The sequence below is a fragment of the Shewanella sp. VB17 genome (assembly GCF_013248905.1).
Lineage (GTDB): Bacteria > Pseudomonadota > Gammaproteobacteria > Enterobacterales > Shewanellaceae > Shewanella.
In genome coordinates this window covers 451048-475325 of the sequence record NZ_JABRVS010000001.1, presented here as the reverse complement: position 1 = coordinate 475325, position 24278 = coordinate 451048, and the positions used below count along the sequence as shown (strand labels likewise).

Genomic DNA, 24278 nt, shown 5'->3' with positions numbered 1-24278 from the left:
AATGGAAAACCTTGATAGTTTAAAGGAGATTAGGCGAGGTTCCAAACTTAAACCGTTAGATCATCGGCAAAGCTCAACCTTTACATTAATGACTTATCATTAAGATAGGTATAAGTTCACGTACAAGTTACTGTAGAATACCATTATCTTTTAACCTAAACACACCCAACAATAAGCCAATTCTTATGCCAACGCTTCTAGCAGAGACAAAGCTCACGCACATGCAGATAAAAAAATCACCAAAAGGCTCAATCGCTTTCTGCCACCCTAGGCTAGATTCGATCTCCAGCGATTGGTTTACTATGGAGTATTGGCAACAAAAATCAGTGATCACCGGCTCATCGAAAGGACGTCACATTACGTGGTTCATACAACCTAACCTTGATGAAGCAGATGAGAGCCAGTGGGTATTACGTCATTACTATCGTGGAGGCTTGATAGAAAAAATCAGTAAAGACCGTTATTTCTTTACTGGTCTTAATCAAACCAGAGCCATTGCCGAACTGACATTGTTAGTACAACTTTATAACGAAGGTTTTAATGTGCCTAAACCCATTGCAGCGAACGTAGAAAAATATGGTCTACACTATCGCGCAGATATTATCATAGAGCGTGTTGAAGGTGCCCAAGATATGGTCGCAAAACTGAGTAAAACTGCGCTAACCAATGTACGCTGGCAACAACTCGGCCGTTGTATTGCCAAATTCCACCAGCGCGGGGTGTATCATGCCGACTTAAACGCTAAGAATATTCTTATCACAGATGAAGAATTCTATCTTATCGACTTCGATAGAGGTGAGATCCGCCAACCTAGAACTAAATGGCAAAATGCCAATTTAGACCGCTTGTTACGCTCCTTCAATAAAGAAAAAGGCATACTTGACACACTCAAATTTACCTCTAATAACTGGCAACAATTAGTGCTTGGTTATCATTCCGTCCAATAGTTATGCTGACTAAATCAGCTTACTTATGATTTTTAGCATACCAGTTTGCTAATGGCTGTGCTGTTATTCCGTGGGCGAAAATACTCATTAGCACAGTCACAGTGACCACTGCATAAATGGTCTCAAACCCTTTAATCTCTCCTATTTCATGAGCAACAATCAGTACATACAAAATTGAAGCAATACCTCGCGGGCCAAACCATGCAATAAACGCCATGGTAGCCAAATCCAATTTGGCGCCAATTAGACTTATCATGACAGGAATTATTCGCAACACTGTAAGGCTTAATAATGCATATATAACAACTTCAACACTGATATGGGCTAAGGTGATTGGTACAAAAGCTAACCCAAATAAGAAAAAACTGACCAGTACAAATAACTCACCTTCCGCCTCTGCAAAATTTTCAATATGTTGTCGTGCTTTCTCACAGGTATTACCGGCATAAAGGCCCGCAAAAAAAGCAGCAATGAAGCCATTTCCAGCACATGATTCGGCTAAATAAAAGGAAAGAATGGCTAAGGCGATAGGAATAAGGCTTTGATAATTCGACTCCATCCAACACTTTTCGATAGCCTTCATCGTAAGCTTAGTGCCTATATAACCAAGTGCACCGCCGATCAACGCGCCAAAAACTATCTGCTCAACAACATACACCATCCAACCATTATCTTGAGTATGCGTTAATCCGCTGGTTATCATGGCAACCACAGTGAGCACTATGGGGAAAACGATACCATCGTTTAAACCGCTTTCAACATTGATGCTTGAGCGAATTTTTTGCGGCACTTTAGGATCCGATACCACAGCCTTACCCAAAGCAGCATCTGTTGGCGTCAGCAACAAGGCTAATAAAATCATGTAAGTCATAGGCTCATCAGGAAAGATAAGACTGGCGGCAAACGTCCCTACAACGACTGTAATAGGCAAACCTATGAATAGCAAACGAGCAGGGATTTTCCAAGATTGCTTTAGTAGATTCAGATCCAACAACGCTGCATCAGCGAACAACACCAGCACCAAGGCTATTTCAACAATGATGGTAACAAACTCAGCATTAACCTCAACCTCCGTAATATTAAAACCGAAAGGAGAAAGTAATAGACCAAAACCAGTAAACATCATAGGGCCTGAGATGTTAAATCGAATTAACGCTTTAGAGATATACCCATAAAGTAATACCACCAAGGCGATAATTAAAATCACAATGTGCTCGTCCATCTCTACCCTTTGAAAATATTTAATAACGTAGACCATATTCTAATTCATAAGTTCATGCTGTTACCACATGTTTGATACTCACCAGCGCCGACCTTAGGGAGGATTAACGGTAAAGATGTCATAAAGAATTGGTTTACATATTTTGTAAATAATTTCAACAAGTAAACGGAAATATTTCAGTACGAATTTTAAAAAAATATCATTTATTATTTTTAATAAGACACTTGCAACTTGTTGCGATAATGTTAATTTACTGGTGCTTTATTTCGTATCGAGGTTTTCTACTCCTTGAATACATATTCAGATAAGTAAAATTGCTCACATAAATTTATCTAGTTTACACAACAATGGAATATATTATGTTTAAAAAATTACTCCCTATTTTAGCGTTAAGCACACTAACTTCATTTACGGCTAACGCCTATGTTCTCAACATGGAAGGCAGCTATTTATATGATTTTATTTCAAGTGGGGAAGGCTGTGCCCCAGACACCTTTTCCACAACTATGACTGCTGACGGAAGTAAAATCAGTATCTTATTTGATAAATTCATTGCCGACTCTATGGATGATGAAAGAAGAGGCAGAAAACGTACTAGTTGCGATATGCGATTCACCATGCATGTACCTACTGGTTACAGTGCCTCTTTAGTTAAGATGGACTTCCGCGGTTACCGTGACGTACCTCCTGGAGGTTATGGTGCATTAAATACTGAATATTTTTTTGCGGGACAAAGAGGTCCAGTAAACTCAACTCAGTGGGGTAAAGAAGATGAGTGGGATTCTGGTAATTACTTTGTCGAAGATGACTTACTCATATCAACACAAGTTTGGTCAGCCTGTGGCGCTGATGTCATCATAGGCGCCAATTCAAGCGTTGTTGCCTATAAAGGCTTTAATGAAGAAGCATCTATGGTTATCTTAGACAGTCTCGACTCTAGTGTCGAAACATTATTTCAATACCAGTTACAGTGGAAAGAATGTAGCGAGTAAGTCTAAAATCACATAATAAAAAATACCCGAGCATCTACTTGGGTATTTTAAGCAAAAAAGTGCCACCTAACTTGAAAAAACAGTTAATTTACTTTTGGTATATGCATTTTGAATTGATGCGATATTAAATGTCTGACCTATTATTTAGGTTAATAGACTTATGCCCTTGGTATCATATTCCGTATGTTGACTCACTCCCTTATTATTTGACGAACGCTTTTTGATGTTGTTTACCACTATCACTAATTTGATCCCAAATAGCTTTCGAGTCAACCCATATATGATGGGCTACTTTAAGATTTTCACCACCCTGCGTAATCAATCCAACTGGGACATACATCCGAGAACTGTCGTCAGCACCAGGTAATGGTGAGCCACAATGTTGACAAAAACTCGTTTGCCAATTGTGCCCTGGTTTATCCCAGGTATGAATCAACTTACGACCTTTTATCCAACGAAAATCACTGTTATTAATCACGATGACAGCAATACCATTACTACCGGTAGCTAGTCGACAAATAGAGCAATGGCAGATAAATACATCTGTAATACTAGAAGCGATTTCGAAAGCCACCTCTCCACAATTACACTCCCCTGTGACCATAACTTTCCTTAATATTATTAGCTAACATATGCCGTCAAGTAGTGAAAGCATATTCCAAGGTAACCAACACATCCCTACACTGCATCAATCAATTGACAAGCAAGCTCAAACTGTTGCTTAAGCGCCCCTTTATTTGCATCAACAACTCGTAAGCATGACTGGCTTGCAGCTTGATAAGCTAAAGGATCATTAAACTTAGCCATTAACTCATCGGCTAACTCTTCGGCAGATGAGATCATAGTCAAGGCACCCGCTTCATTAAGCAATCCCGTTATCTCAGCAAAATCCCAATGCTTTGGGCCAACATATACCGGTACACCAAATGCCGCAGGCTCTAGTGGATTGTGACCACCATTATCGATTAAGGTACCACCAACAAAAGCTTGATCGGCTGCACCGTAAAAAGTCAACAATTCCCCCATGGTGTCGCCAAGCAACACTTGGATGCTTGCATTCACTTCATCTTGCTGACTACGGCGCGCCAGACTCAAACCTGATGCAATAATTTTCTCAGCAGCGAGGTTAAATTGCTCAGGATGACGTGGAACTATGACTAACAAGGCATCTGGCTTACTAATTAATAGACGCTTATGCGCCAACAATATCGCCTCAAATTCACCAAGATGAACACTACCGGCAATCCACACTGGCACGCTCTTATCCCGCCACTGCTGACGTAATTGTTTTGCTTGAGCCATTTGCCCCGCAGGAATAGTGAGATCAAATTTTACACTGCCACATACTTCAATCCTGTCCGGGCTAACCCCTAAGTCCATAAAACGCTCTGCCGCTTGATCTGACTGAGCAGCAATCATATCTAAGCTCTGTAACATAGGTCGACTTAGATTAATACGCTTTTGATATTGCAATGCTGACTGCGATGATAATCTTGCATTCGCTAACATCAACTTTACACCAGACTTGGTGGCTTGATGAACAAAGTTAGGCCAGAGCTCTGTTTCCATAATAATACAGCACTTAGGAGCAAGCTGTTTAATAAAACGATTAACACAAATAGGTAAATCAAATGGTAAATAGCAATGTTGCACACTATCACCAAAGGCTTTAATGACCTCTGCTGAACCCGTTGGACTAGTCGTGGTGACCGTTATCGACACGCTTGGATAGGCTTGTAATATATGTTTAATTAAAGGGATCGCCGCTAAGGTCTCACCCATAGAAACGCAGTGGATCAATATCTCACTCGGCTTAAGCTTAGTTAACCCAAATCGCTCACCCCATCGAGCCCGATAACCTGGACTTTTGGCAGCCCTAAATGCCAGATATAAAATCAATACAGGTAACAGTAAATACAGTAATACTGAATATAAAAAACGGTTCATTCGATTTAATACTAATTTAAGGTAAAGGGAAAAACACTCATGCTACCATAAGCCTTGTCATTGAGATAATTTGACTTACTGATGACTTTGATAAAAGCTAGACTAAGGCGCCTTTGATCCCATTCATTTTTCAATTAGCTAAAATCAATATCGCCTGATAGATTATGTCAGTTTGACAAAGTTGACTCAGCAACATAAGTCTACCACAACAGTGAACAACACTTAACGAAGCTGCAATTAGGACCAAAATGAAAACCCGCGATAAAATCATTTATGCCAGCCTCGCCCTGTTTAATGAACAAGGTGAGCGAAATATCACGACTAACCATGTTGCCGCACATTTAGGGATCAGTCCTGGTAATCTTTATTATCATTTTCGCAATAAAGAAGACATTATTCGTTCTATTTTTAGCTTGTATCAACATCACTTGGAAACAAGCTTCCAGCTTTATCAAAATGAGCCAGCGACGATAGATTTGCTTATCAGTTACTTCGATGCCATGTTTTACGCCATGTGGGAGTTCCGTTTTATGTACGCTAATCTAACGGATATTCTAAACCGTGATAGCCAGCTTAAATCTCTGTATCTCATCACCCAAGAACAAGTACTCAAGCGATGCTGCCATATATTGTCTAAACTCAAACAAGATGAATTTCTCTCGATAGATGAGAAGGACATCCCCCCTCTTGCAGAGACAATACGCATGATTATCTGCTTCTGGATAGGTTATAAGCAAACCCATTCAAGCAATATGGAAATCACTAAATCATCTCTATATGAAGGGCTGCTTAGAATATTAATGCTATCTAAAGCCTATTCAACAGCCCGTTCACACAGTACATTTGTGAGGCTGGAGCAACACTACCGGGCGCGAGCAATCGCACTCATAGAATAATATGAGTATTTTGTATAATACCTCTAAAATCAATGCCTAAAAATTAATTTTTCCATTAGACAGATTCATTTAATCATGATTAGTTTTTTTAATGCTAACTGATACCACCTCCTAAATTAAAAAATCTATCTCACTACAGTAAAAAATCTATCTCACTACAGTAAAAAAGCTGTGAGAGCAGGTCAATTTAAGGTTAAAATGCCGTCACTATAATCAATAAACTCATGCTATTTTAAGGAGAATTTTGGTGGCAAAAACCTCATTCTACGACCAAATTAATCAACAACTGACCCAAGTTAAAGCCGAAGGCTTATACAAGAGTGAGCGTATTATCGTCTCTCCTCAGCAAACAAAAATCCAAGTAAATGACACTGAAGTTATCAACTTCTGTGCTAATAACTACCTAGGATTAGCCAATCACCCTGAACTCATTAAGGCTGCCCAAGCAGGGCTTAACAATCATGGTTTTGGCATGGCTTCAGTTCGCTTTATTTGTGGTACTCAAAATATTCACAAGCAGCTCGAAGCTGGTCTTAGCGAATTTTTAGGCATGGAGGACACGATTCTTTACTCTTCTTGCTTCGACGCTAATGCTGGACTTTTTGAAACCTTATTAGGAGCTGAAGATGCCATCATTTCTGATTCACTTAATCACGCGTCTATTATTGATGGTGTGCGTTTATGTAAGGCTAAGCGTTTTCGCTATGCCAATAACGACATGGCAGAACTTGAAACTCAACTAAAAGCAGCCAAAGAAGCCGGGGCGCGTAATATTATGATCGCTACCGACGGTGTATTTTCAATGGACGGGGTGATTGCCAATCTCAATGGCGTTTGTGATCTTGCCGAACAGTATGGCGCCCTCGTCATGGTCGATGATTCTCACGCTGTGGGTTTTGTGGGTGACAACGGCCGTGGTACACACGAACATTGTCAGGTAATGGAACGTGTCGATATCATCACAGGTACCTTAGGGAAAGCACTTGGTGGTGCATCAGGTGGATTTACTTCAGCCAAAAAAGAAGTGGTCGACTGGTTACGTCAACGCTCACGGCCATATTTATTTTCTAACTCTTTAGCGCCGTCTATAGTAACCGCATCCATTCATGTGCTTGAAATGCTCAAATCAGGCCATGCTCTGCGTGAAGCGGTATGGGAAAACAGCCGTTATTTCCGGGAAAATATGACAGCAGCAGGTTTTACATTAGGTGGTGCAAACCACGCTATTATCCCTGTAATGATAGGCGATGCTAAACTTGCAGGAGACTTCGCTAGCCGCTTACTTGAAGAAAACATCTATGTTGTTGGCTTCTCATTCCCTGTCGTGCCTAAAGGGCAAGCACGGATTAGAACTCAAATGTCAGCCGCTCATACTAAAGATCAGCTAGATAAAGCTATCGAGGCATTTACGCGAATCGCAAAAGAGATGAGTATCATTTAGGAATTCTACGATGAAAGCACTTAGTAAACTTAAACCAGAAGCAGGGATCTGGATGGTCGATGCTCCAAAGCCGGAGATGGGCCATAACGATCTACTGATTAAAATCCATAAAACGGCTATCTGTGGTACCGATGTACATATCTACAACTGGGACGAATGGGCACAAGATACCATTCCAGCCCCTATGATTGTAGGACATGAATATGTCGGTGAAGTCATCGATATAGGTCAGGAAGTCCGTGGTTTTTCAATCGGTGATAGAGTCTCTGGCGAAGGTCACATCACGTGTGGCCACTGCCGTAACTGCCGAGCTGGCCGCACTCATCTATGTCGTAATACTTCTGGAGTGGGGGTTAATCGTGATGGTGCTTTTGCTGAATATTTAGTGATCCCAGCATTTAATGCCTTTAAGATCCCAGATGATATTTCTGACGATCTCGCTGCTATCTTCGATCCATTTGGTAACGCAGTACATACAGCACTTTCCTTCGACCTTGTCGGTGAAGATGTCTTAATAACAGGTGCAGGACCTATTGGTATTATGGCAGCAGCGGTATGTCGTCACGTGGGTGCTCGCCATGTTGTCATTACTGACGTCAATGAATATCGTCTTAAACTGGCTCAAAAGATGGGCGCAACACGTGCAGTCAATGTCGCGAAAGAAAACCTTAACGATGTCATGACTGAATTAGGCATGACAGAAGGCTTCGATGTCGGTCTCGAAATGTCAGGAGTACCTACTGCATTCCACTCTATGTTAGATAGCATGAACCATGGTGGAAAAATAGCTATGTTAGGTATTCCCGGTGGTGAAATGGCCATCGATTGGAGTAAAGTTATTTTCAAGGGTCTTATCATTAAAGGGATTTACGGTCGAGAGATGTTTGAAACCTGGTATAAGATGGCCAGCCTTATTCAGTCAGGGCTCGATATCTCACCGATCATTACTCATCATTATCGAATTGATGATTTCCAGCAAGGCTTTGATGCTATGCGCTCAGGTCAATCAGGTAAGGTTATCCTTAGCTGGGATTAATCGATGTATTATAGCAAGGCCTACACCGCTAGGTGCTTGCTATATTTTTCACTCAAACATTTAAGCAGAATAAGATTATGTCTAATTTCCAACACTTTAGCGTTAATCAGCTAATTCAATTGTCAGCCACTGATCCTGATCTCCAAATCGCAGATATCCGTGATGCTGCAAGCTTCGAATCTGCACATATCAACGGCTCGGTCAATCTAAATAACGATAATCTTGCCAGTTTTATTGCCGATGCCGATATGGACAAACCCGTCGTTGTTGTCTGCTACCATGGTATTAGCAGCCAAGGCGCAGCACAATATTTGGTCGAACAAGGGTTTGATAATGTCTATAGCTTAGACGGCGGCTATCAGGCTTGGCGTGAATCAGAGGCTTAAAACATAAGCGATTTATTCGTCATTAATTTATACAAGGGGGTAGGCTTAACCCTTGTATTAAAATAATATATTTGTTTTTATCTATGCTAATCTAGCTCATACCTCCCCCCCTAGATATAAGGATACCTTATGATTGAGATAGGTCAGCTGCCTAATAAAAGAGCAGCGCAAGCCTTGGCTGATTATCTCAAAGGCCAAAACATCGAATCCAAACTAGTGCCTACAGCACAAGGGATCAGCCTGGTTGTCATCCGAGATCAAGACAGTATCAAAGCCGCTATGGAATTCGAAAAATTTATACAAAATCCTCATGATAGTAAATATTTACAAGCCTCATGGGACAATGGTGATACTACAGCAGACATAGATTACGGCACGCCATCTTTACAGCTCTTGACCCAATTTCTTTCAGGTGCAGGTCCGCTGACTCTCGCGATCTTCTTTGCCTGTGTCTTAATATTTGCAGGCTTTAGCGTAGGTTTTGCCGATCCTATTTATAGTGCCCTCTCCTTCTTTAATGCAGTACCTAACTCAAGCATCACTCAAATATGGCGTATTTTCACCCCCACTTTGCTCCATTTTTCCGCGCTGCATATTATCTTTAATTTACTCTGGTGGTGGTACTTAGGAGGTAAAATAGAGAATAAATTGGGCATTACTCCCTTACTGATTTTACTGATTGTAGCTGGAACTTTGCCAAACCTATTGCAATATTACATCGGTGGACCTAATTTTGGAGGTCTTTCTGGCGTAGTGTACGCTGTCGTCGCTTACACTTGGGTAATGGGAGTTAGACGCCCAGAACTAGGCTTAGGCTTACCACCGGCTTACATGGCCTTTATGCTATTATGGCTAGTCTTTGGCTTTACAGATATGTTCGGTCTTTCAATTGCCAATGGTGCGCATCTAGGAGGATTAGTTATCGGGCTTGCTCAAGGATTCATTGACAGTAAAACGCGAGAACAAGAGTAGCTTAAATTGCTATAAAGCCAAGAGGGGTAACCCTCATGGCTTAGTTCAGACGTAAATCAGTTTTTCTGTTAGGCCATTTCAAGCACTTTTTTAACTAATTTTTCAATACCAATATTGGCCTCAGCAATACTTCCAGCTAACATATAGGCAGGCGTGCTGACCAATTTTCTCTCTTCATCAACAACAATCTCTTGTGCATTAGCTTCTTGATGTTGGCCGCCCATGGCGTTAAATGCTTTGACTGTCTCAACATCTGCCCCTATCGTGCCACTTGCACCTTTGTCATACAGTCTAGGGATCATGATTGGAGCAATACAAATAAAGCCAATGGGCTTTTTCGTCTCGACAAATTGAGTGATAAACTTACTCACTTCAGGTGACACCTCACAATCACTCCCTTTAGTGGCAAAATTGCACAGGTTTTTTGCTGCACCAAATCCACCAGGAATAATAAGCCCATCAAAAAGAGAAATATCGAGCTCATCTGTCACTTTTATCTCTCCTCGAGCAATCCGCGCAGACTCGACTAAAACATTACGATTTTCATTTTCTGCGACTTCACCACTCAGATGGTTAACCACGTGCATTTGGTTAATGTTTGGAGCAAAACACTGATATTGTGCCCCTAACTTAGACAGAGCTAACATCGCTAATACAGATTCGTGGATTTCGCTACCATCGTAAACACCTGCTCCACTCAACAACACTGCCATTTTTTTCATTAAGAAGTTTCTCCATATGCGATTTTATTTTAACAAAATAACAACAAATTGCTTGATCTGTTTGTTTTTCATGCTAGATTAGTATATCGACTCTATCAAGCGTTGTTTATTTAGACAAGAAAAGACTCTTGTCAGGTCAAAAATAATAAAGTCCACAAAATTAAATAAAATTAAGAAATTAAAACTTAGCTCACAAAATTAATTTAAAAAAAATTAAATCAATGACTTAGCATTAGTCCAATTATTTTTTATACATTGCACTCTCCTGCATAAATTTTTTTAACTCACAGAGTTATCCACAAGCTATTACATAAAAACCCATAGCCGAAAACCACCTTATATGGCATGCTAGCACCACTATCCAAACCGCTCTCGAAGCCAAAGTCGAATACTCATTATGCCGAAAATTGCCGAAAACCCCTTAATTCTTGTGGATGGTTCCTCATACCTCTATCGAGCCTATTACGCTCCTCCCCACCTAACAAACTCGAAAGGCGAAGCCACTGGTGCAGTATATGGTGTGATTAACATGCTTCGTAGTTTACTTAATCAATATAAACCAAGCCAGATGGCGGTGGTTTTCGATGCAAAAGGTAAAACCTTCCGTAATGATATGTACCAAGAATACAAGGCACAACGTCCGCCAATGCCTGATGATTTACGGACACAAATAGAGCCATTACATAATATTATACGCGCTTTAGGCCTGCCTCTTATTTGTATTTCGGGCGTCGAAGCGGATGATGTCATAGGGACGATTGCGACACAAGCAAGTCAAGCAGGACGAGCAGTATTAATCAGTACAGGCGATAAAGACATGGCTCAGCTAGTCGACGCTAATGTCACATTAATTAACACCATGACCAATACAGTCATGGGCCCAGAAGAAGTCTCAGAAAAGTTCGGTGTCGGACCTGAATTGATTATTGACCTGCTGGCACTCCAAGGTGATAAGGCAGATAACATTCCCGGTTTACCGGGTGTCGGTGAAAAAACAGCGGTTGCCATGCTAACTGGTGCCGGAAGCGTCAAACACATTCTTGCCAACCCCGATAACATTCCAGCCCTAGGATTCAGAGGCTCGAAAACCATGCCGGCTAAACTCGCTGAACATGGAGATATGCTGAAACTCTCATATGAACTTGCTACGATCAAACTTGATGTTGAAATGGAACAAGATTGGAGAAAACTTGACGTCACACCTGCTAATAAAGATGAGCTCATCAAATATTATGCAGAGATGGAGTTTAAACGTTGGTTAGCTGACGTGTTAGATAACAAAGGTGCGACTACAACAGATTCTGACGGTCTAGCTGATGAGTCAGTTTCAACACCAGACATCGTCACTGAATATGAAACAATTTTGACCCATGAAGCATTAGACAAATGGATAAATATTCTATCTGAAGCTGAACTGATAGCCATAGACACTGAAACCACTAGCCTCAATTACATGGTGGCAAACTTAGTCGGTATATCATTTGCTACTGAACCCGGTAAGGCGGCTTACCTACCATTAGCCCACGACTATCTTGATGCACCTGAACAACTCGATTTCACTGAAGCAATCAGCAAGCTTAAACCCCTCCTTGAAAATCCAAAGCTAAAGAAAGTCGGGCAAAACCTGAAGTATGACATCAGTATTTTTGCCAATGTAGGTATCAAGTTACAAGGCGTTGCCTTTGACACTATGCTCGAATCCTATGTCTTTAACTCAGTCGCCTCCAAACACAACATGGACGATTTAGCACTGAAGTACTTAGGCCATAAAAATATTGCTTTCGAGGATATCGCTGGTAAGGGAGTAAAACAAATAACCTTCAACCAGATCCCATTGGAAACGGCTGCACCCTATGCCGCTGAAGACGCTGATATTACCTTAAGATTACATCAACACCTTTGGCCTAGATTACAAAAAGACCCGAGCTTAGCCGCTGTTTTTTCAGACATCGAGCTACCTCTCATTCAAATACTCTCAAAAGTGGAACGCCAAGGCGTACTGATTGATAGCATGATGCTAGCTCAACAAAGTGAAGAGATAGCCATATCCATTGACAAACTTGAACAAGATGCGTTTGAGATCGCAGGAGAGATTTTTAACTTAAGCTCACCAAAGCAACTACAAGTACTCTTTTTTGAAAAATTAGGTTATCCCATTATTAAAAAAACCCCTAAAGGAGCCCCCTCCACTGCCGAAGAAGTACTCGTCGAACTCGCACTGGATTATCCTCTACCTAAGATAATCTTACAGCATCGAAGTTTAGCTAAACTCAAAAGCACATACACCGACAAGCTACCACTCATGGTCAATGCTAAAACGGGTCGGGTGCATACCAGTTATCATCAAGCTAATGCCGCAACCGGTCGTTTATCTTCTAGTGAGCCTAACCTACAAAACATCCCAATTCGTACCGAAGAAGGACGGCGTATTCGTCACGCTTTCATCGCCCAAGAGGGCAAAAAAATACTCGCCGCTGATTACTCTCAAATTGAATTAAGGATCATGGCACACCTATCACAAGATAGCGGGCTATTAACCGCTTTCGCTGAAGGTAAAGATATCCATAAAGCGACGGCTGCCGAAGTATTCGATGTCGATTTCAGCGAAGTCACAACAGAGCAAAGACGTCGAGCTAAGGCCGTCAATTTCGGTTTAATTTATGGTATGTCTGCGTTTGGCTTGGCACGTCAACTCGATATTCCACGCGTTGAAGCACAAAAATATATAGATACCTACTTTGCACGTTACCCTGGTGTACTCAAATATATGGAAGACACCCGAGCTGAAGCTGCAGAGCTTGGCTACGTCTCTACTCTCTACGGCCGCAGGCTCTATCTCCCCGCCATAAAAGATAGAAACGCGATGCGACGACAAGCCGCTGAACGCGCCGCCATCAACGCCCCCATGCAGGGAACTGCAGCAGATATCATCAAGAAAGCGATGATTAATATCGACAAATGGATTGAATCTGAGACCCAAGGTGAAATCATCATGATCATGCAAGTGCATGATGAATTAGTATTTGAGGTCGACAGTGATAAAGCTGAAGCATTGCAGCTGAAAGTGTGCCAAATGATGGCTGATGCAGTCAGCTTGGATGTTGAACTCTTGGCAGAAGCTGGCATAGGAGACAACTGGGAGCAAGCTCATTAATATCCTATAACGGGCTTATACACATGCTGCATGTCGAAAGTTAGCTTGAGTACAAATGTAATAATAAGATCAAAATATATTATTTATACAAAATAAATTGATAAAAACAGTAAAATAGCATTTTAATGAACAAAAAAACCTTAAAAGACTAGATCTATGTCACATTATTACAGCTTTATGGAAAAACAGTTTTCTATATTATGGTCAATAGGGTATTGTTCTCTGCGTAGGGTACAGAGGTTAAGATGTTCTATTTTTCAGACCTTTTTCATTCACTCATGATAGTGAATAGCCAAATAATGGCGCCTCAGTAACATTGTTTACTGGGGCTTTTTTTCATCTAGGCTTTATTTTAGAGTCTTTACTTTAAATTGAGCTCCTTTCACTGTATGTTATGAATATTGAGTGTCAAGTAACTTAGCTTGGTACAAATTAAGTCTTGTTAAATTTAGCTTTCCCCAATAAAGCTGATTGAGCCGATGGTCTTCCCATCGGCTATTTTTTTACCGAAAAGACTCAAATTACGCCCCATGAGTTAAGTCTGTTACCCTTTTTCACTACATTTTTTCTTACTTGGACTTTTAAGACTTGGATCTGTCAGGCAAAAAAAAGCCCCAATTTCATTTTTATGAAACGAGGGCTTTCTCTACTTAATTCTAACGTTTATTCACTCTCACCTTGCTCTTCTTCGGCTGCCACAATCGCATCCAATAACCACTGCGGTTGGCACCATTCATTCAAAATACTTAGAACCTTAGGTTTACCTAACCCTTTTAGCGATGAGAAAGCCTCAACTTTAACTCGAGCATCATAATCACCTAGGTGCTTTCTCACCTCGTTAATCATTTTCATTCGCTCACTTTGCTTCATCTTATCTGCTTTAGTTAGCAGAGCAAGGACAGGAATTTCACTTTCAACGGCCCATTCTATCATCTGCATGTCGAGATCTTTAAGCGGGTGCCTAATATCCATCAATACTACGACACCAGCCAAACATTGACGCTCCTGTAAATACTCACCTAATGCATGTTGCCATTTTTTCTTTAATGCCAAAGGTACTTGAGCAAAACCATAACCAGGTAGATCCACCAATCGACGATGCTCATCTAACTCAAACACATTAATTAATTGTGTTCTTCCCGGTGTTTTACTGGTTCGAGCCAATCCTTTTTGGTCTGTTAACATGTTTAAAGCACTCGATTTACCCGCATTTGAGCGACCTGCAAACGCGATTTCAACCCCTGCATCCCCGGGTAAATACTGGTTAAGGTGTGCAATATCAGGAGCACTAATTAAAAACTTTGCTTTACGAAAATCCATACGAGATTCAGTCACTACCGACTCCAAAAATATAATTTTTTGCACGTTAAATACCGAAGAGTTGCTTACATTTTTACAATTTCGTGTAAAATATTACTTCGATCACATTAAGTACATTTTATCACGCTTGCGAGCTATGCTAGTAAGCTCAGGACAAAAATTTTAACAATAAGTTGGAACGCCATGAAAAAGTTAGCTCTTACGCTATCTGTTTTAGCCTTTATTTCTTCACCTACTATGGCTGAAGGTAATGCTGAAACCGGAAAAACTAAAGCCATAGTTTGTTCAGCCTGTCACGGTGTTGATGGTAACAGCATGATAGATATGTACCCTAAACTTGCAGGACAACACGCCACTTATCTTGAAAAGCAGTTACACGATTTTAAAAGTGCAGCTCAAACAGGTGGTAAAGAAGGCCGTAACGATCCCATCATGGGTGGAATGGCTATGATGCTTAGCGAACAAGATGTTAAAGATGTCGCGGCATTTTACGCTTCACAGGCTCAAACTCAAGTCGAAGTAACCGATATTCCAAAATTAGGAGAACAACTATACAAGAGCGGTGATGTCGCTCGTGGCATCACTGCCTGTATTGCTTGTCATGGACCCGAAGGTGCAGGTTCTGAATTAGCAGGTTTTCCGACTATCGGCGGTCAACATGCAAACTATATAAAGATCCAGTTAAATAAATTTCATGATACAAGTCGTAACAATGATTTAAACGGTATGATGCAAGATGTAGCGAGTAAATTGGCTGCTGAAGATATAGAAGCATTATCTAAATATATATCAAGCCTTAAGTAAGTTTTAGTCATCTAAAAAAGGTGGTTTTGCCACCTTTTTTTTACCCTCCACCTTACCTTTACGTAAACTTCACCCAAAAAACATGCTTGACACCGTTAACAGATTTAGGTTTAATTGGGCCCGTACCGAGATGAACCCATCTGTTTATATAACAATATTAATAATAATTTACAGTTCTCGACTACGTTACATTTAAGATACAATAATAAAAATATTTAATAATAATAATATAATTAAGACCACTCAAATAAAAATAATAAGAGTCGTGATTTCAAATGAAACCCAGGTCAGCAAGATTTAGTAAGGAACCAAACCGCTCTAGTAGCACTACCTTACAGGTTCAGTGACAATGACTTTGCAGCTTGCTGTTTTTAAGTTGTAATCACTAAACCAACAAAAAAACTAACATGGATGGTTTAATGAATGTCATAGATGACAATTAGGATGAAGATGCGTCATGAAGACCCTCTACGAAAGCTATAGTCAGGATGATTTAGGATATTAATAAAGTGTCTAGATGACCAATAACTAAAAGACTATGCAAGGAAAGCAGCTGAAATAGATGGATATAGACCGGGAAAGTCACATAGAAGTATGGATACTTGAAACAAGAATTGGTGTATTTTACACCTTTTGAAGGCGACAGTAATACTGTCGCCTTTTTTTATGATATTTTGACCATACCCTTATTGATAGTTGGTCAATGTTGAAAATGCGCAGATGCCCCCTTTGCCACAATACTCAAACATGGCTATTTCATCGCAATAAAAAACGCGACGTGTACACCTGTAATCATTGTAATTTAGTCTTTTCCGACGCGAGCGCTCACCTTCCTCCCCAAGTAGAGAAGCTGAGATATCAACAAAGCTGCCAAAAAAAACAATCCGCACTCTCTCAATTTATGTTCAATTTAAGTGCGCAGTGCCAACAAGGAACAACCTCTCCTCTATCTGGGCTTAATTTTGGCAGAGTATTACAAACAAGTTCACTGTCGAAGATTAACTCACAGCAACATAGTATGGTCCAATATGACCCCTTTTTCGCTCCCGATCATGAGTTGTTAAAGCGACACTATGACTATATTGGTTGTTATCAAGTTTTTGAACATTTTAGATCGCCCTTCAAAGAATGGGCACTCTTGAGCAGTATGCTTAAACCTGGGGGCTGGCTTGCCATTAACACTAAATTACTCACCGATCTTAGCTCCTTCGATCGATGGCATCATAAAAATAATCCCACTCATGTCAGCTTTTATCAACACTCAACCTTCGAGTTCCTAGCCGAACAGACTGGTTTTAAGCTATCATTCGCACCAAACGATCTCATTTTGGTGCAAAAACCATCAGGATCTGATATAAAACGCAGCCAAAGCTAGCTTATTGATATGTTATCAACGCTTCTATACCTAATTTGTATTACCAGTTATTGAGAAAACCCATGGCACACTCTAAAAAATCCCGTAAAGCTAATGAAAATGCACCTAAGTTAGCCCCAAGAACCAAGAAGAAAGAACGTGTTTTAGCAGGTAAAAAGAAAGATTCTGGCAACCAGGCTGGAAGTCGCCACAATGAGAATATTGTCGCACAACCACAAGGCGCTGGCGCAAAGAAGAAAGATCCACGACACGGCAGTAAAACACCAGTCAAATTGGTGCTCCCGACTCAGGTTATCACACCTAAAAAAGAGAAAGGACCTAAACTCAACGATGAGCAGAAACTCCTAAAGTTAGAAGATGATCCCAGATTAAATCAGCTACTCGATATGCTTGAAGAAGGTAAAGAATTACCTCAAGATGATCAAAAGTGGCTTGAAAAGCAGATCACTCAAATCGAAACACTGATGGACAAATTGGGCATTACTGAAGCTGACGATCTTGAACATGTCATGAAATCTGTCACTGAGAATAGCGATGATGACCTGCTCAATAAATTTGAATCAGGTGCTGATCTCCTTAAAGATTTTCAAAACAAAGAGTAATGTTTGAACAACTCGACTAAATGGCATCGATATTGATGCCATTTTTATAAATAACGCCAAAAAATAACCCTTCTCCAATAACGGCTTGTGACTTGAATCCAGCTTCAGCTATCCTACTCAGGACGTTGAAACAAGTATTATGACATTAAGCTATATTTCAGGACATACAATGACAATAGTGCTACTTACATTAAGCGGTATCCTAGTAATCTTTCTCACCTGCTATGCAAGCATACTCATCTTAAAGCTACGCAAGCAAACCGCGGACAAGGTAACAAAACAAGCTGAACTTGACATTGCACAGCAAGCTAAACTAGATGAACATTTAGACAGTATCCGATATATTGCCGCCGCAATGCTAGATGATAGGTGTGAGTTATCTGAAGGTGTGATGAGAATCGCTAAACTATTCGGCATTATCTCAATGTCTGAGCAAGTCGCTCACGATTATCCCGCTATTTTTAAACACTTCGCTGTCATCGAATCTCACCCTATCATGGCAAAAAGAAAGCAACTTGAAAAAAAAGCTCGCATGAAACTGGACTATGCGCGTATGTGTTCAGAAGCTGAACTAAAAACAGATATTCTACACGAAGCTAAACTGCTCACCTCATTCACCCCTCCTCCCTTACATTGATCTCACTTAAAAAAATGCTAAAAGGCACATTTTTATAACCTAGATCATAATCATCTCATCAATGAAGATGCATACTTTATACCTTGCTAAATAACTCGCTCGGAGTGCAGGCCTTGAAGCACAACATCCACATTAATTGGGATCAGTCAATGATCGAAAAATACAATTACAGCGGCCCCCGTTATACTTCTTATCCTACAGCATTGGAATTCGATAACTCTTTTACCGAAAATCAACTGTTAACCTCAATTGCAAACAGTTGCAATGACAAGCTATCTCTTTATGTTCACATCCCTTTTTGCGCTAAGCTTTGCTACTATTGTGGCTGTAATAAGGTGATCACCCGCCACCCGCATAAAGCCGATCAATATATAGAATATCTTGCCGCAGAGATCATTAAACGTGCTCCTCTTTTTAAAAACTACCTTGTGACTCAGATCCATTGGGGCGGTGGTACACCTACGTTCTTAAGTCCAGATCAGATTATTACGCTTTCGGCGCTCATCAAAAAAAACTTCAATGTTGCCGACAAAGGTGAGTTCTCCATCGAGATAGACCCACGTGAAATTAAGCTATCTATGTTAGATTCACTAAAAGAAGCGGGCTTTAATCGAATTTCTATCGGTGTACAAGATTTCAATAAGAAAGTACAGATGGCAGTTAATCGTGAACAAGATGAACAATTTATCTTCGATTTGATGAGCAGAGCAAAAGAACTGGGCTTTGTATCGACAAACATTGACCTGATCTACGGCTTGCCACATCAAACACCACAAACGTTCGCAGAGACAATGCGGCGAGTATTAGATCTCGATCCCGACCGCCTATCTGTATTTAACTACGCTCATCTGCCTGCACGTTTCGCGGCTCAGCGTAAAATTAAAGACCAAGATTTAGCATCCCCTCAGCAAAAGCTGGAGATGCTACACCAGACAATTGAAATATTAACCACTGCGGGTTACCAATACATTGGCATGGATCATTTTGCTAAGCCCGATGACGAACTATCGATACTGCAAAACCAAGGACGCCTTCACAGAAACTTCCAAGGTTACACCACTCAAGAGGAATGCGATTTATTAGGCTTAGGAGTCTCGTCAATCAGCCAGATCGGTGATTGTTATGCACAAAATCAAAAAGACATAAGCCCATACTACGATTCACTTGACAAGTCTGGCCACGCTTTATGGAAAGGGTATAGCTTAAATCATGATGATAAAATACGTCGTGTGGTAATTAAGCAATTGATCTGTCACTTCGATTTAGATATGGCAAAAATAGATGAGATGCTAGCGATTAACTTTGAAGAATACTTCAGCGAAGATCTTAGCTTACTGCAAACCTTTGTTGACGATAAACTCGTCGATATTACAGAGCGAAAGATCACCATTAGTGCCACAGGCCGTTTGCTCATTCGTAATATCTGTATCTGTTTTGATGTTTATTATCGTCAAAAAGCAAGACAACAGCAGTTTTCTCGAGTGATCTAACTCAACTGACTCGTCAAATAAACCAAAGAGCTTGTGTAACGCAGGCCCTTTTACACTATCAACCTTATCTCGCTGATTTATTTAACCACACAAAAAACACACAGTAAGATTACAGTAAACCCTAAAGGTGTTAACCTAACTCAAACTAGGATGCATTTAACGCTATCCCCTTATAAAAAAGCAATAAAGGGTTTTTATGTACAAGATACTTGCTTATTGCATACTGACAATCAGCTTAAGCGCCTGCCAAATAAAAAATATCTCATTAACTGAGCAGCACGCTCTGCAAGCACAAAAAAATGCCCCACTGCAACACTTAATAGATGAAGCCTGGGAAATAACATTGGATGCCGATCCAAACTTTGCCTACGATCAAGGCCGCCTATCCCAAGCAGGAAAACTCACGGATATGTCGTCGGCTACTCTAGCAAAGCTCAATATAAGACGTGAACAGCTGCTTGGCTCTCTTAAATCACTCGACAAAAGTAACCTTTCTAAAGAAAATAAAATCAACGCACAGATCTTACAAAACCAGCTACAAAACAATGTCGACCTGTATAAATACAAGGACCATTACCAACCCATCTCATCAGAGAGTGGTTTTCATTCCGATATAGCCTCGATCACCCAAGCCCGCTTTGCTACAGCGCAAGACTATTTAAATTACTTGGCCAAACTTGAGGCCCTACCTGAGTATTTTGCCCAGCAGACTTATTGGTTACAGCAAGGATTAACGACAGGCATTACCCCCCCTAAAGTCACGTTAAATGGATTTGAAAACAGTATTCGCGCTTTTATACTCCCAGTTGAAAAAAGTGGATACTTTACGCCTTTTACCCAATATCCCACACATTTTAGTCATGCACAAAAAGTGACATTCACTGAGCAAGGTCGCACTTTAGTCGAAAATACAGTATTACCTTTGTATCAAGAATTTTATGACTTTATCACTCAAGAATATATACCCGCTGCACGTACCAGCATAGCGACAGCGAACCTCACTGATGGAAAAGCATTCTACGAGAATCGCGTCAGGTATTACACCACCTTAGACATGAACTCAGATCAGGTTCATCTACTGGGCCTACAAGAGGTTAAACGGATTAGAGGCGAAATGGACAAAGTGATCGCTGAGGTCGGCTTTAAAGGCACATTCGCCGAGTTTCTTAATTTTCTGCGAACCGATCCTCAGTTTTACCCCAAAACAAAACAGGAACTGTTAAAAGAGGCGGCCTATATTGCCAAGAAAGCCGATGCTATCTTGCCCAAATTTTTTGGCAAACTACCACGAACCCCTTATGGAATAAAAGAAGTTCCAGCAGAAATAGCCCCAAAATACACCACAGGGCGCTACTCTGGTTCAAACCGCAGTGACGAACCTGGTTATTATTGGGTCAACACTTACGCCTTAAATAAGCGTCCACTCTATGAAATGGAAGCCCTGACACTCCACGAAGCTGTTCCTGGCCACCACCTGCAGATATCCCTCAATACAGAGCTCACTTCACTGCCTAAATTTCGTCGCTATAGTTATATTTCAGCCTTTGGTGAAGGTTGGGGGCTCTATTGTGAGTATCTAGGATTAGAAGCGGGCTTCTACCAAGATCCCTACAGTAATTTCGGCCGCTTAACCTATGAGATGTGGCGTGCAGCACGCTTAGTGGTTGACACCGGAATGCACGCTAAAGGCTGGAGTCGTCAACAAGCACTGGATTTTATGGCCAGCAACACAGCCTTATCATTACATAATGTGACCACCGAAATAGACCGTTATATCACATGGCCAGGCCAAGCTCTGTCGTACAAAATAGGAGAACTCACCATTAAACGCCTACGGACCCAAGCAGAACAGCAGCTAGGTGACCAATTCGATATTCGCTCCTTCCATGATGCTATACTCGAACATGGCTCAGTCCCCATGCTAGTACTAGAGCAGCAAATTCAAGATTTTATTTCGGCCCAAAAATAACTCAACAGAACAACCAAAACCACGACACTGCGAGTGAGTCAGCGCATCCTGTATTCGCAGCTAAATTAACCTGAGTTCAGGTTGATTTACACTCTGTGCTACACTGTCAAACAAGCATAAATAACTCTGTGTTGTCATCATGTCACGAGCTCTTAACCCGCAAGCTTGTTTGCAGCCTCAAGTACCTCAACTCACATTTTCATCTGAACAGGCGTTAAACACCCTCAAACAGCAAGATTTTTGGGATAACGTCACGCAATCGGTTATCAAGACTCACGACAATATCACGTTAGCTTATGCCCTCATTGAGCACCCACAAAGCCACAAAGCCATTGTTATCAGTAATGGTCGAGTCGAGTCTTACCTTAAATACCAAGAGCTGATTTTCGACCTATACCACCAAGGCTATAGCATCTACGCCATTGATCATCGTGGTCAGGGGTTATCAAGCCGTATCACAGCTAATCCTCATCAGGGGCATATTGATAAGTTCAGTACCTATGTTGATGATTTCAGCTATTTCATGGACATGGTTGTCATACCTAAGCAACATCAAGCACTGTTTCTCGTGGGGCATTCTATGGGCAGTGCCATAGGAACGCTCTATATCGAAACGCATCCAACAATATTCAACGCGGCCGTATTTTCAGCCCCAATGTATGGTATTAAACTGCCTGTTAGCCAAAGCGCTATTCGTTGGTTAGCCCAAAAACTCGACACAACATCAGACAGTAAAGCGCCAAATTATGTTTTAGGCGGCAAAGATTATACTCCTGATAAATTTGCCAATAATGATCTAACCCGCAGTCAATTACGCTATCACCATTATCGTCGCCTTTATCAACGACAGCCAACACTTCAACTCGGCTCACCCACCAATCATTGGCTCATTGAATCCATTGATGTACTAGAACAAACGATACAAGCTGCCAAAAACAGCCCTATCCCCATCTTAATACTGCAGGCCGATGAAGACACCATCATTGATAATGCCGCTCAACATCGCGCCGTCGGTAATGTGTGCCAGCTTGTCAACATCCCCCATGCACGCCATGAAATTTTTATGGAGCAAGATGAGAGTCGAAATATGGCATTAACAGCATTGGTTGATTTCTTGCAAACACATAGTGTTTAATCACTTGTCGGAGAACAAGTGTTAAGTCTCTTTTGTGGTGGCCTCATTGGGCGAATTTGGTGTTTGGTTAGCTTGCTGATCACCAAAGCCTCGTTGGTGTTTATTGTTTGCAGCAGACTGATGTGCAGATACTTCTGCAGGACGGCACGAGTATATCCCTATAGCCTCTACGACAGCGTCCGTGCTGTCAAAGCCTGCAGCCGCATCTACACCCTTGTCTAAAGCAAAGCATTGGTTGCTTCGATTTGGGTTTGTCTGGCCCTAACGCGGTTTTGGACAAAAGTCAGCTTCGCAGTTCATAAGGTAAGTAGGCCGAATAAAGCAGTGGCTTTAGAAAAGCTAATGTAAAAGGGTTTTGCTTAGTCTAAAAGTTATACCTGTCCTACCTCTTACTTACTTTGGTGATTTAATGTTAGTTGCACTAGTTCACTCCTAAAAGGCTTAAGTCACAATTAACACTATAATACTTAGAATTTCGCTTATCATTATTGTGTAATGTTTCTACTGCTGAAAAATTGTGTACATTAACGCCATATACACTTAAATTTAATTTCACCCCTTCATTAATAATCAAATTGAACTGTTTCGGATCCCCGATAGCTTTACGATGGTCACTAATAGGCTCATAGTTTTTTATACAAGTCGAGAATCCGTTCAGCGTCCCCTTTCTAATCAAAGTATTATAATGATAACCACCAAACATCTCATATTCTGATTCAAATTCAATTTTACTCATCGCTGATTCAATGACATCATCAGGCATAAGCATAAAAACCCACATGGCCACAATAAAAGTAACACAAAAGCAACTCATGACACTACCAAACCTATTCATAAAACACCTCAATAAAAATTAATTATGAAGACATTTATAGCAAATGTTAATTGCTTAATGGAAATTGTTCACCACCACCTACATTATAATACGCCTTCGGAGTCGGCATTTTTTGTAATGCCCCACCACTAAAAGACGGGGTCAATTGGTAACCGGTAATCTCGCTATTAAATGGTTTTATTACCTCTACATCTAACGAAACCTTGCCAAACCCCAACTCAAGCCCAGACATGTGATATTTACCGCTTAAAGCTGCTTTAAAGTTTGGAGAATCAAAAAATACTAAACTCTACTCCAACTCCCCCACCAGCAGCACCGGGAACCCCAATAGCGGACCCAGCTTGCATACTGTCATACCCTCCAAAATTAAACATTCTTCTTGGGGATCATATGCTA

22 protein-coding genes are annotated in these 24278 nt (G+C 40.9%); 15 read left to right on the top strand and 7 right to left on the bottom strand.

Features of this window, described 5'->3' with window-relative positions; translation table 11 throughout:
* The first annotated feature begins 221 nt into the window (after window positions 1-221).
* Window positions 222-947, top strand: coding sequence for a 3-deoxy-D-manno-octulosonic acid kinase (locus HQQ94_RS02110; RefSeq protein ID WP_173292875.1), 726 nt, complete (start codon window positions 222-224; stop codon window positions 945-947).
* A 19-nt stretch (window positions 948-966) separates the two neighbouring features.
* On the opposite strand, the gene HQQ94_RS02105 is transcribed toward HQQ94_RS02110, so the two are convergent.
* Window positions 967-2169 carry a sodium:proton antiporter gene (locus HQQ94_RS02105; protein ID WP_173292874.1) on the bottom strand — a complete coding sequence of 401 codons (1203 nt, stop codon included), beginning with the start codon at window positions 2167-2169 and terminating at the stop codon, window positions 967-969.
* Between the two features lie 359 nt (window positions 2170-2528).
* Between HQQ94_RS02105 and HQQ94_RS02100 the strand changes: the two genes are divergently transcribed.
* Window positions 2529-3161 carry a DUF4360 domain-containing protein gene (locus tag HQQ94_RS02100; RefSeq protein WP_173292873.1) on the top strand — a complete coding sequence of 211 codons (633 nt, stop codon included), beginning with the start codon at window positions 2529-2531 and terminating at the stop codon, window positions 3159-3161.
* Window positions 3162-3363: 202 nt separating this feature from the next.
* On the opposite strand, the gene HQQ94_RS02095 is transcribed toward HQQ94_RS02100, so the two are convergent.
* Window positions 3364-3765 carry a GFA family protein gene (locus HQQ94_RS02095; protein ID WP_173292872.1) on the bottom strand — a complete coding sequence of 134 codons (402 nt, stop codon included), beginning with the start codon at window positions 3763-3765 and terminating at the stop codon, window positions 3364-3366.
* A gap of 74 nt (window positions 3766-3839) precedes the next feature.
* Window positions 3840-5108 (bottom strand): lipid IV(A) 3-deoxy-D-manno-octulosonic acid transferase, encoded by a 1269-nt coding sequence (waaA, locus tag HQQ94_RS02090; protein ID WP_173292871.1) that lies wholly within the window; start codon window positions 5106-5108, stop codon window positions 3840-3842.
* Window positions 5109-5356: 248 nt separating this feature from the next.
* Between waaA and HQQ94_RS02085 the strand changes: the two genes are divergently transcribed.
* The 5 genes from HQQ94_RS02085 to glpG all read left to right on the top strand — a co-directional run bounded on the left by HQQ94_RS02085 (window position 5357) and on the right by glpG (window position 9839).
* On the top strand, window positions 5357-6004 hold the full coding sequence (locus HQQ94_RS02085) for a TetR/AcrR family transcriptional regulator (RefSeq protein ID WP_173292870.1): 648 nt from the start codon (window positions 5357-5359) through the stop codon (window positions 6002-6004).
* Window positions 6005-6251: 247 nt separating this feature from the next.
* Complete coding sequence (locus HQQ94_RS02080; RefSeq protein ID WP_173292869.1) at window positions 6252-7445, top strand: glycine C-acetyltransferase; 1194 nt, start codon at window positions 6252-6254, stop codon at window positions 7443-7445.
* Window positions 7446-7455: 10 nt separating this feature from the next.
* On the top strand, window positions 7456-8481 hold the full coding sequence (gene tdh, locus HQQ94_RS02075; protein WP_173292868.1) for an L-threonine 3-dehydrogenase: 1026 nt from the start codon (window positions 7456-7458) through the stop codon (window positions 8479-8481).
* Window positions 8482-8558: 77 nt separating this feature from the next.
* Window positions 8559-8867, top strand: a complete 309-nt coding sequence (gene glpE, locus HQQ94_RS02070; RefSeq protein ID WP_173292867.1) for a thiosulfate sulfurtransferase GlpE — start codon at window positions 8559-8561, stop codon at window positions 8865-8867.
* A 129-nt stretch (window positions 8868-8996) separates the two neighbouring features.
* Window positions 8997-9839 (top strand): rhomboid family intramembrane serine protease GlpG, encoded by an 843-nt coding sequence (gene glpG, locus HQQ94_RS02065; protein ID WP_173292866.1) that lies wholly within the window; start codon window positions 8997-8999, stop codon window positions 9837-9839.
* Between the two features lie 68 nt (window positions 9840-9907).
* Here glpG and elbB read toward each other — a convergent pair whose 3' ends face one another.
* Entirely contained in the window at window positions 9908-10561 is a 654-nt protein-coding gene (gene elbB, locus HQQ94_RS02060) for an isoprenoid biosynthesis glyoxalase ElbB (RefSeq protein WP_173292865.1), read from the bottom strand.
* A 397-nt stretch (window positions 10562-10958) separates the two neighbouring features.
* On the opposite strand from elbB, the gene polA reads away from it, so the two are divergent.
* Window positions 10959-13715, top strand: coding sequence for a DNA polymerase I (gene polA, locus HQQ94_RS02055; RefSeq protein WP_173292864.1), 2757 nt, complete (start codon window positions 10959-10961; stop codon window positions 13713-13715).
* Window positions 13716-14378: 663 nt separating this feature from the next.
* On the opposite strand, the gene yihA is transcribed toward polA, so the two are convergent.
* Window positions 14379-15050: a ribosome biogenesis GTP-binding protein YihA/YsxC gene (gene yihA / locus HQQ94_RS02050; RefSeq protein ID WP_173292863.1), complete on the bottom strand. Its 672-nt coding sequence runs from the start codon at window positions 15048-15050 to the stop codon at window positions 14379-14381.
* A 168-nt stretch (window positions 15051-15218) separates the two neighbouring features.
* Here yihA and HQQ94_RS02045 point away from each other — a divergent pair, with 168 nt between their 5' ends.
* The 7 genes from HQQ94_RS02045 to HQQ94_RS02015 all read left to right on the top strand — a co-directional run bounded on the left by HQQ94_RS02045 (window position 15219) and on the right by HQQ94_RS02015 (window position 23047).
* Entirely contained in the window at window positions 15219-15839 is a 621-nt protein-coding gene (locus HQQ94_RS02045) for a cytochrome c4 (RefSeq protein ID WP_173292862.1), read from the top strand.
* A 712-nt stretch (window positions 15840-16551) separates the two neighbouring features.
* Complete coding sequence (locus HQQ94_RS02040; RefSeq protein ID WP_173292861.1) at window positions 16552-17214, top strand: class I SAM-dependent methyltransferase; 663 nt, start codon at window positions 16552-16554, stop codon at window positions 17212-17214.
* A gap of 62 nt (window positions 17215-17276) precedes the next feature.
* Window positions 17277-17816, top strand: a complete 540-nt coding sequence (gene yihI, locus HQQ94_RS02035; protein WP_173292860.1) for a Der GTPase-activating protein YihI — start codon at window positions 17277-17279, stop codon at window positions 17814-17816.
* 169 nt (window positions 17817-17985) lie between these two features.
* The gene (locus HQQ94_RS02030) at window positions 17986-18453 is read left to right on the top strand and encodes a DUF2489 domain-containing protein (RefSeq protein ID WP_173292859.1); all 468 of its coding nucleotides are present in this window, start codon (window positions 17986-17988) and stop codon (window positions 18451-18453) included.
* A gap of 131 nt (window positions 18454-18584) precedes the next feature.
* Window positions 18585-19943 (top strand): oxygen-independent coproporphyrinogen III oxidase, encoded by a 1359-nt coding sequence (gene hemN / locus HQQ94_RS02025; protein ID WP_309247271.1) that lies wholly within the window; start codon window positions 18585-18587, stop codon window positions 19941-19943.
* Window positions 19944-20139: 196 nt separating this feature from the next.
* Window positions 20140-21912, top strand: coding sequence for a DUF885 family protein (locus HQQ94_RS02020; protein WP_173292857.1), 1773 nt, complete (start codon window positions 20140-20142; stop codon window positions 21910-21912).
* A gap of 139 nt (window positions 21913-22051) precedes the next feature.
* On the top strand, window positions 22052-23047 hold the full coding sequence (locus tag HQQ94_RS02015) for an alpha/beta fold hydrolase (RefSeq protein WP_173292856.1): 996 nt from the start codon (window positions 22052-22054) through the stop codon (window positions 23045-23047).
* Window positions 23048-23468: 421 nt separating this feature from the next.
* On the opposite strand, the gene HQQ94_RS02010 is transcribed toward HQQ94_RS02015, so the two are convergent.
* Window positions 23469-23882, bottom strand: coding sequence for a hypothetical protein (locus HQQ94_RS02010; protein ID WP_173292855.1), 414 nt, complete (start codon window positions 23880-23882; stop codon window positions 23469-23471).
* Between the two features lie 46 nt (window positions 23883-23928).
* Window positions 23929-24114 carry a hypothetical protein gene (locus HQQ94_RS02005; RefSeq protein WP_173292854.1) on the bottom strand — a complete coding sequence of 62 codons (186 nt, stop codon included), beginning with the start codon at window positions 24112-24114 and terminating at the stop codon, window positions 23929-23931.
* Window positions 24115-24278 lie beyond the last annotated feature (164 nt).

Bases quoted from the DNA above. Each gene is read 5' to 3' on its own strand.
- HQQ94_RS02110 (WP_173292875.1), top strand. From the start codon at position 222: ATGCAGATAAAAAAATCACCAAAAGGCTCAATCGCTTTCTGCCACCCT.
- HQQ94_RS02105 (WP_173292874.1), bottom strand. From the start codon at position 2,169: ATGGACGAGCACATTGTGATTTTAATTATCGCCTTGGTGGTATTACTT.
- HQQ94_RS02100 (WP_173292873.1), top strand. From the start codon at position 2,529: ATGTTTAAAAAATTACTCCCTATTTTAGCGTTAAGCACACTAACTTCA.
- HQQ94_RS02095 (WP_173292872.1), bottom strand. From the start codon at position 3,765: ATGGTCACAGGGGAGTGTAATTGTGGAGAGGTGGCTTTCGAAATCGCT.
- waaA (WP_173292871.1), bottom strand. From the start codon at position 5,108: ATGAACCGTTTTTTATATTCAGTATTACTGTATTTACTGTTACCTGTA.
- HQQ94_RS02085 (WP_173292870.1), top strand. From the start codon at position 5,357: ATGAAAACCCGCGATAAAATCATTTATGCCAGCCTCGCCCTGTTTAAT.
- tdh (WP_173292868.1), top strand. From the start codon at position 7,456: ATGAAAGCACTTAGTAAACTTAAACCAGAAGCAGGGATCTGGATGGTC.
- glpE (WP_173292867.1), top strand. From the start codon at position 8,559: ATGTCTAATTTCCAACACTTTAGCGTTAATCAGCTAATTCAATTGTCA.
- glpG (WP_173292866.1), top strand. From the start codon at position 8,997: ATGATTGAGATAGGTCAGCTGCCTAATAAAAGAGCAGCGCAAGCCTTG.
- elbB (WP_173292865.1), bottom strand. From the start codon at position 10,561: ATGAAAAAAATGGCAGTGTTGTTGAGTGGAGCAGGTGTTTACGATGGT.
- polA (WP_173292864.1), top strand. From the start codon at position 10,959: ATGCCGAAAATTGCCGAAAACCCCTTAATTCTTGTGGATGGTTCCTCA.
- HQQ94_RS02045 (WP_173292862.1), top strand. From the start codon at position 15,219: ATGAAAAAGTTAGCTCTTACGCTATCTGTTTTAGCCTTTATTTCTTCA.
- HQQ94_RS02040 (WP_173292861.1), top strand. From the start codon at position 16,552: ATGCGCAGATGCCCCCTTTGCCACAATACTCAAACATGGCTATTTCAT.
- yihI (WP_173292860.1), top strand. From the start codon at position 17,277: ATGGCACACTCTAAAAAATCCCGTAAAGCTAATGAAAATGCACCTAAG.
- HQQ94_RS02030 (WP_173292859.1), top strand. From the start codon at position 17,986: ATGACAATAGTGCTACTTACATTAAGCGGTATCCTAGTAATCTTTCTC.
- HQQ94_RS02020 (WP_173292857.1), top strand. From the start codon at position 20,140: ATGTACAAGATACTTGCTTATTGCATACTGACAATCAGCTTAAGCGCC.
- HQQ94_RS02015 (WP_173292856.1), top strand. From the start codon at position 22,052: ATGTCACGAGCTCTTAACCCGCAAGCTTGTTTGCAGCCTCAAGTACCT.
- HQQ94_RS02010 (WP_173292855.1), bottom strand. From the start codon at position 23,882: ATGAATAGGTTTGGTAGTGTCATGAGTTGCTTTTGTGTTACTTTTATT.
- HQQ94_RS02005 (WP_173292854.1), bottom strand. From the start codon at position 24,114: ATGTCTGGGCTTGAGTTGGGGTTTGGCAAGGTTTCGTTAGATGTAGAG.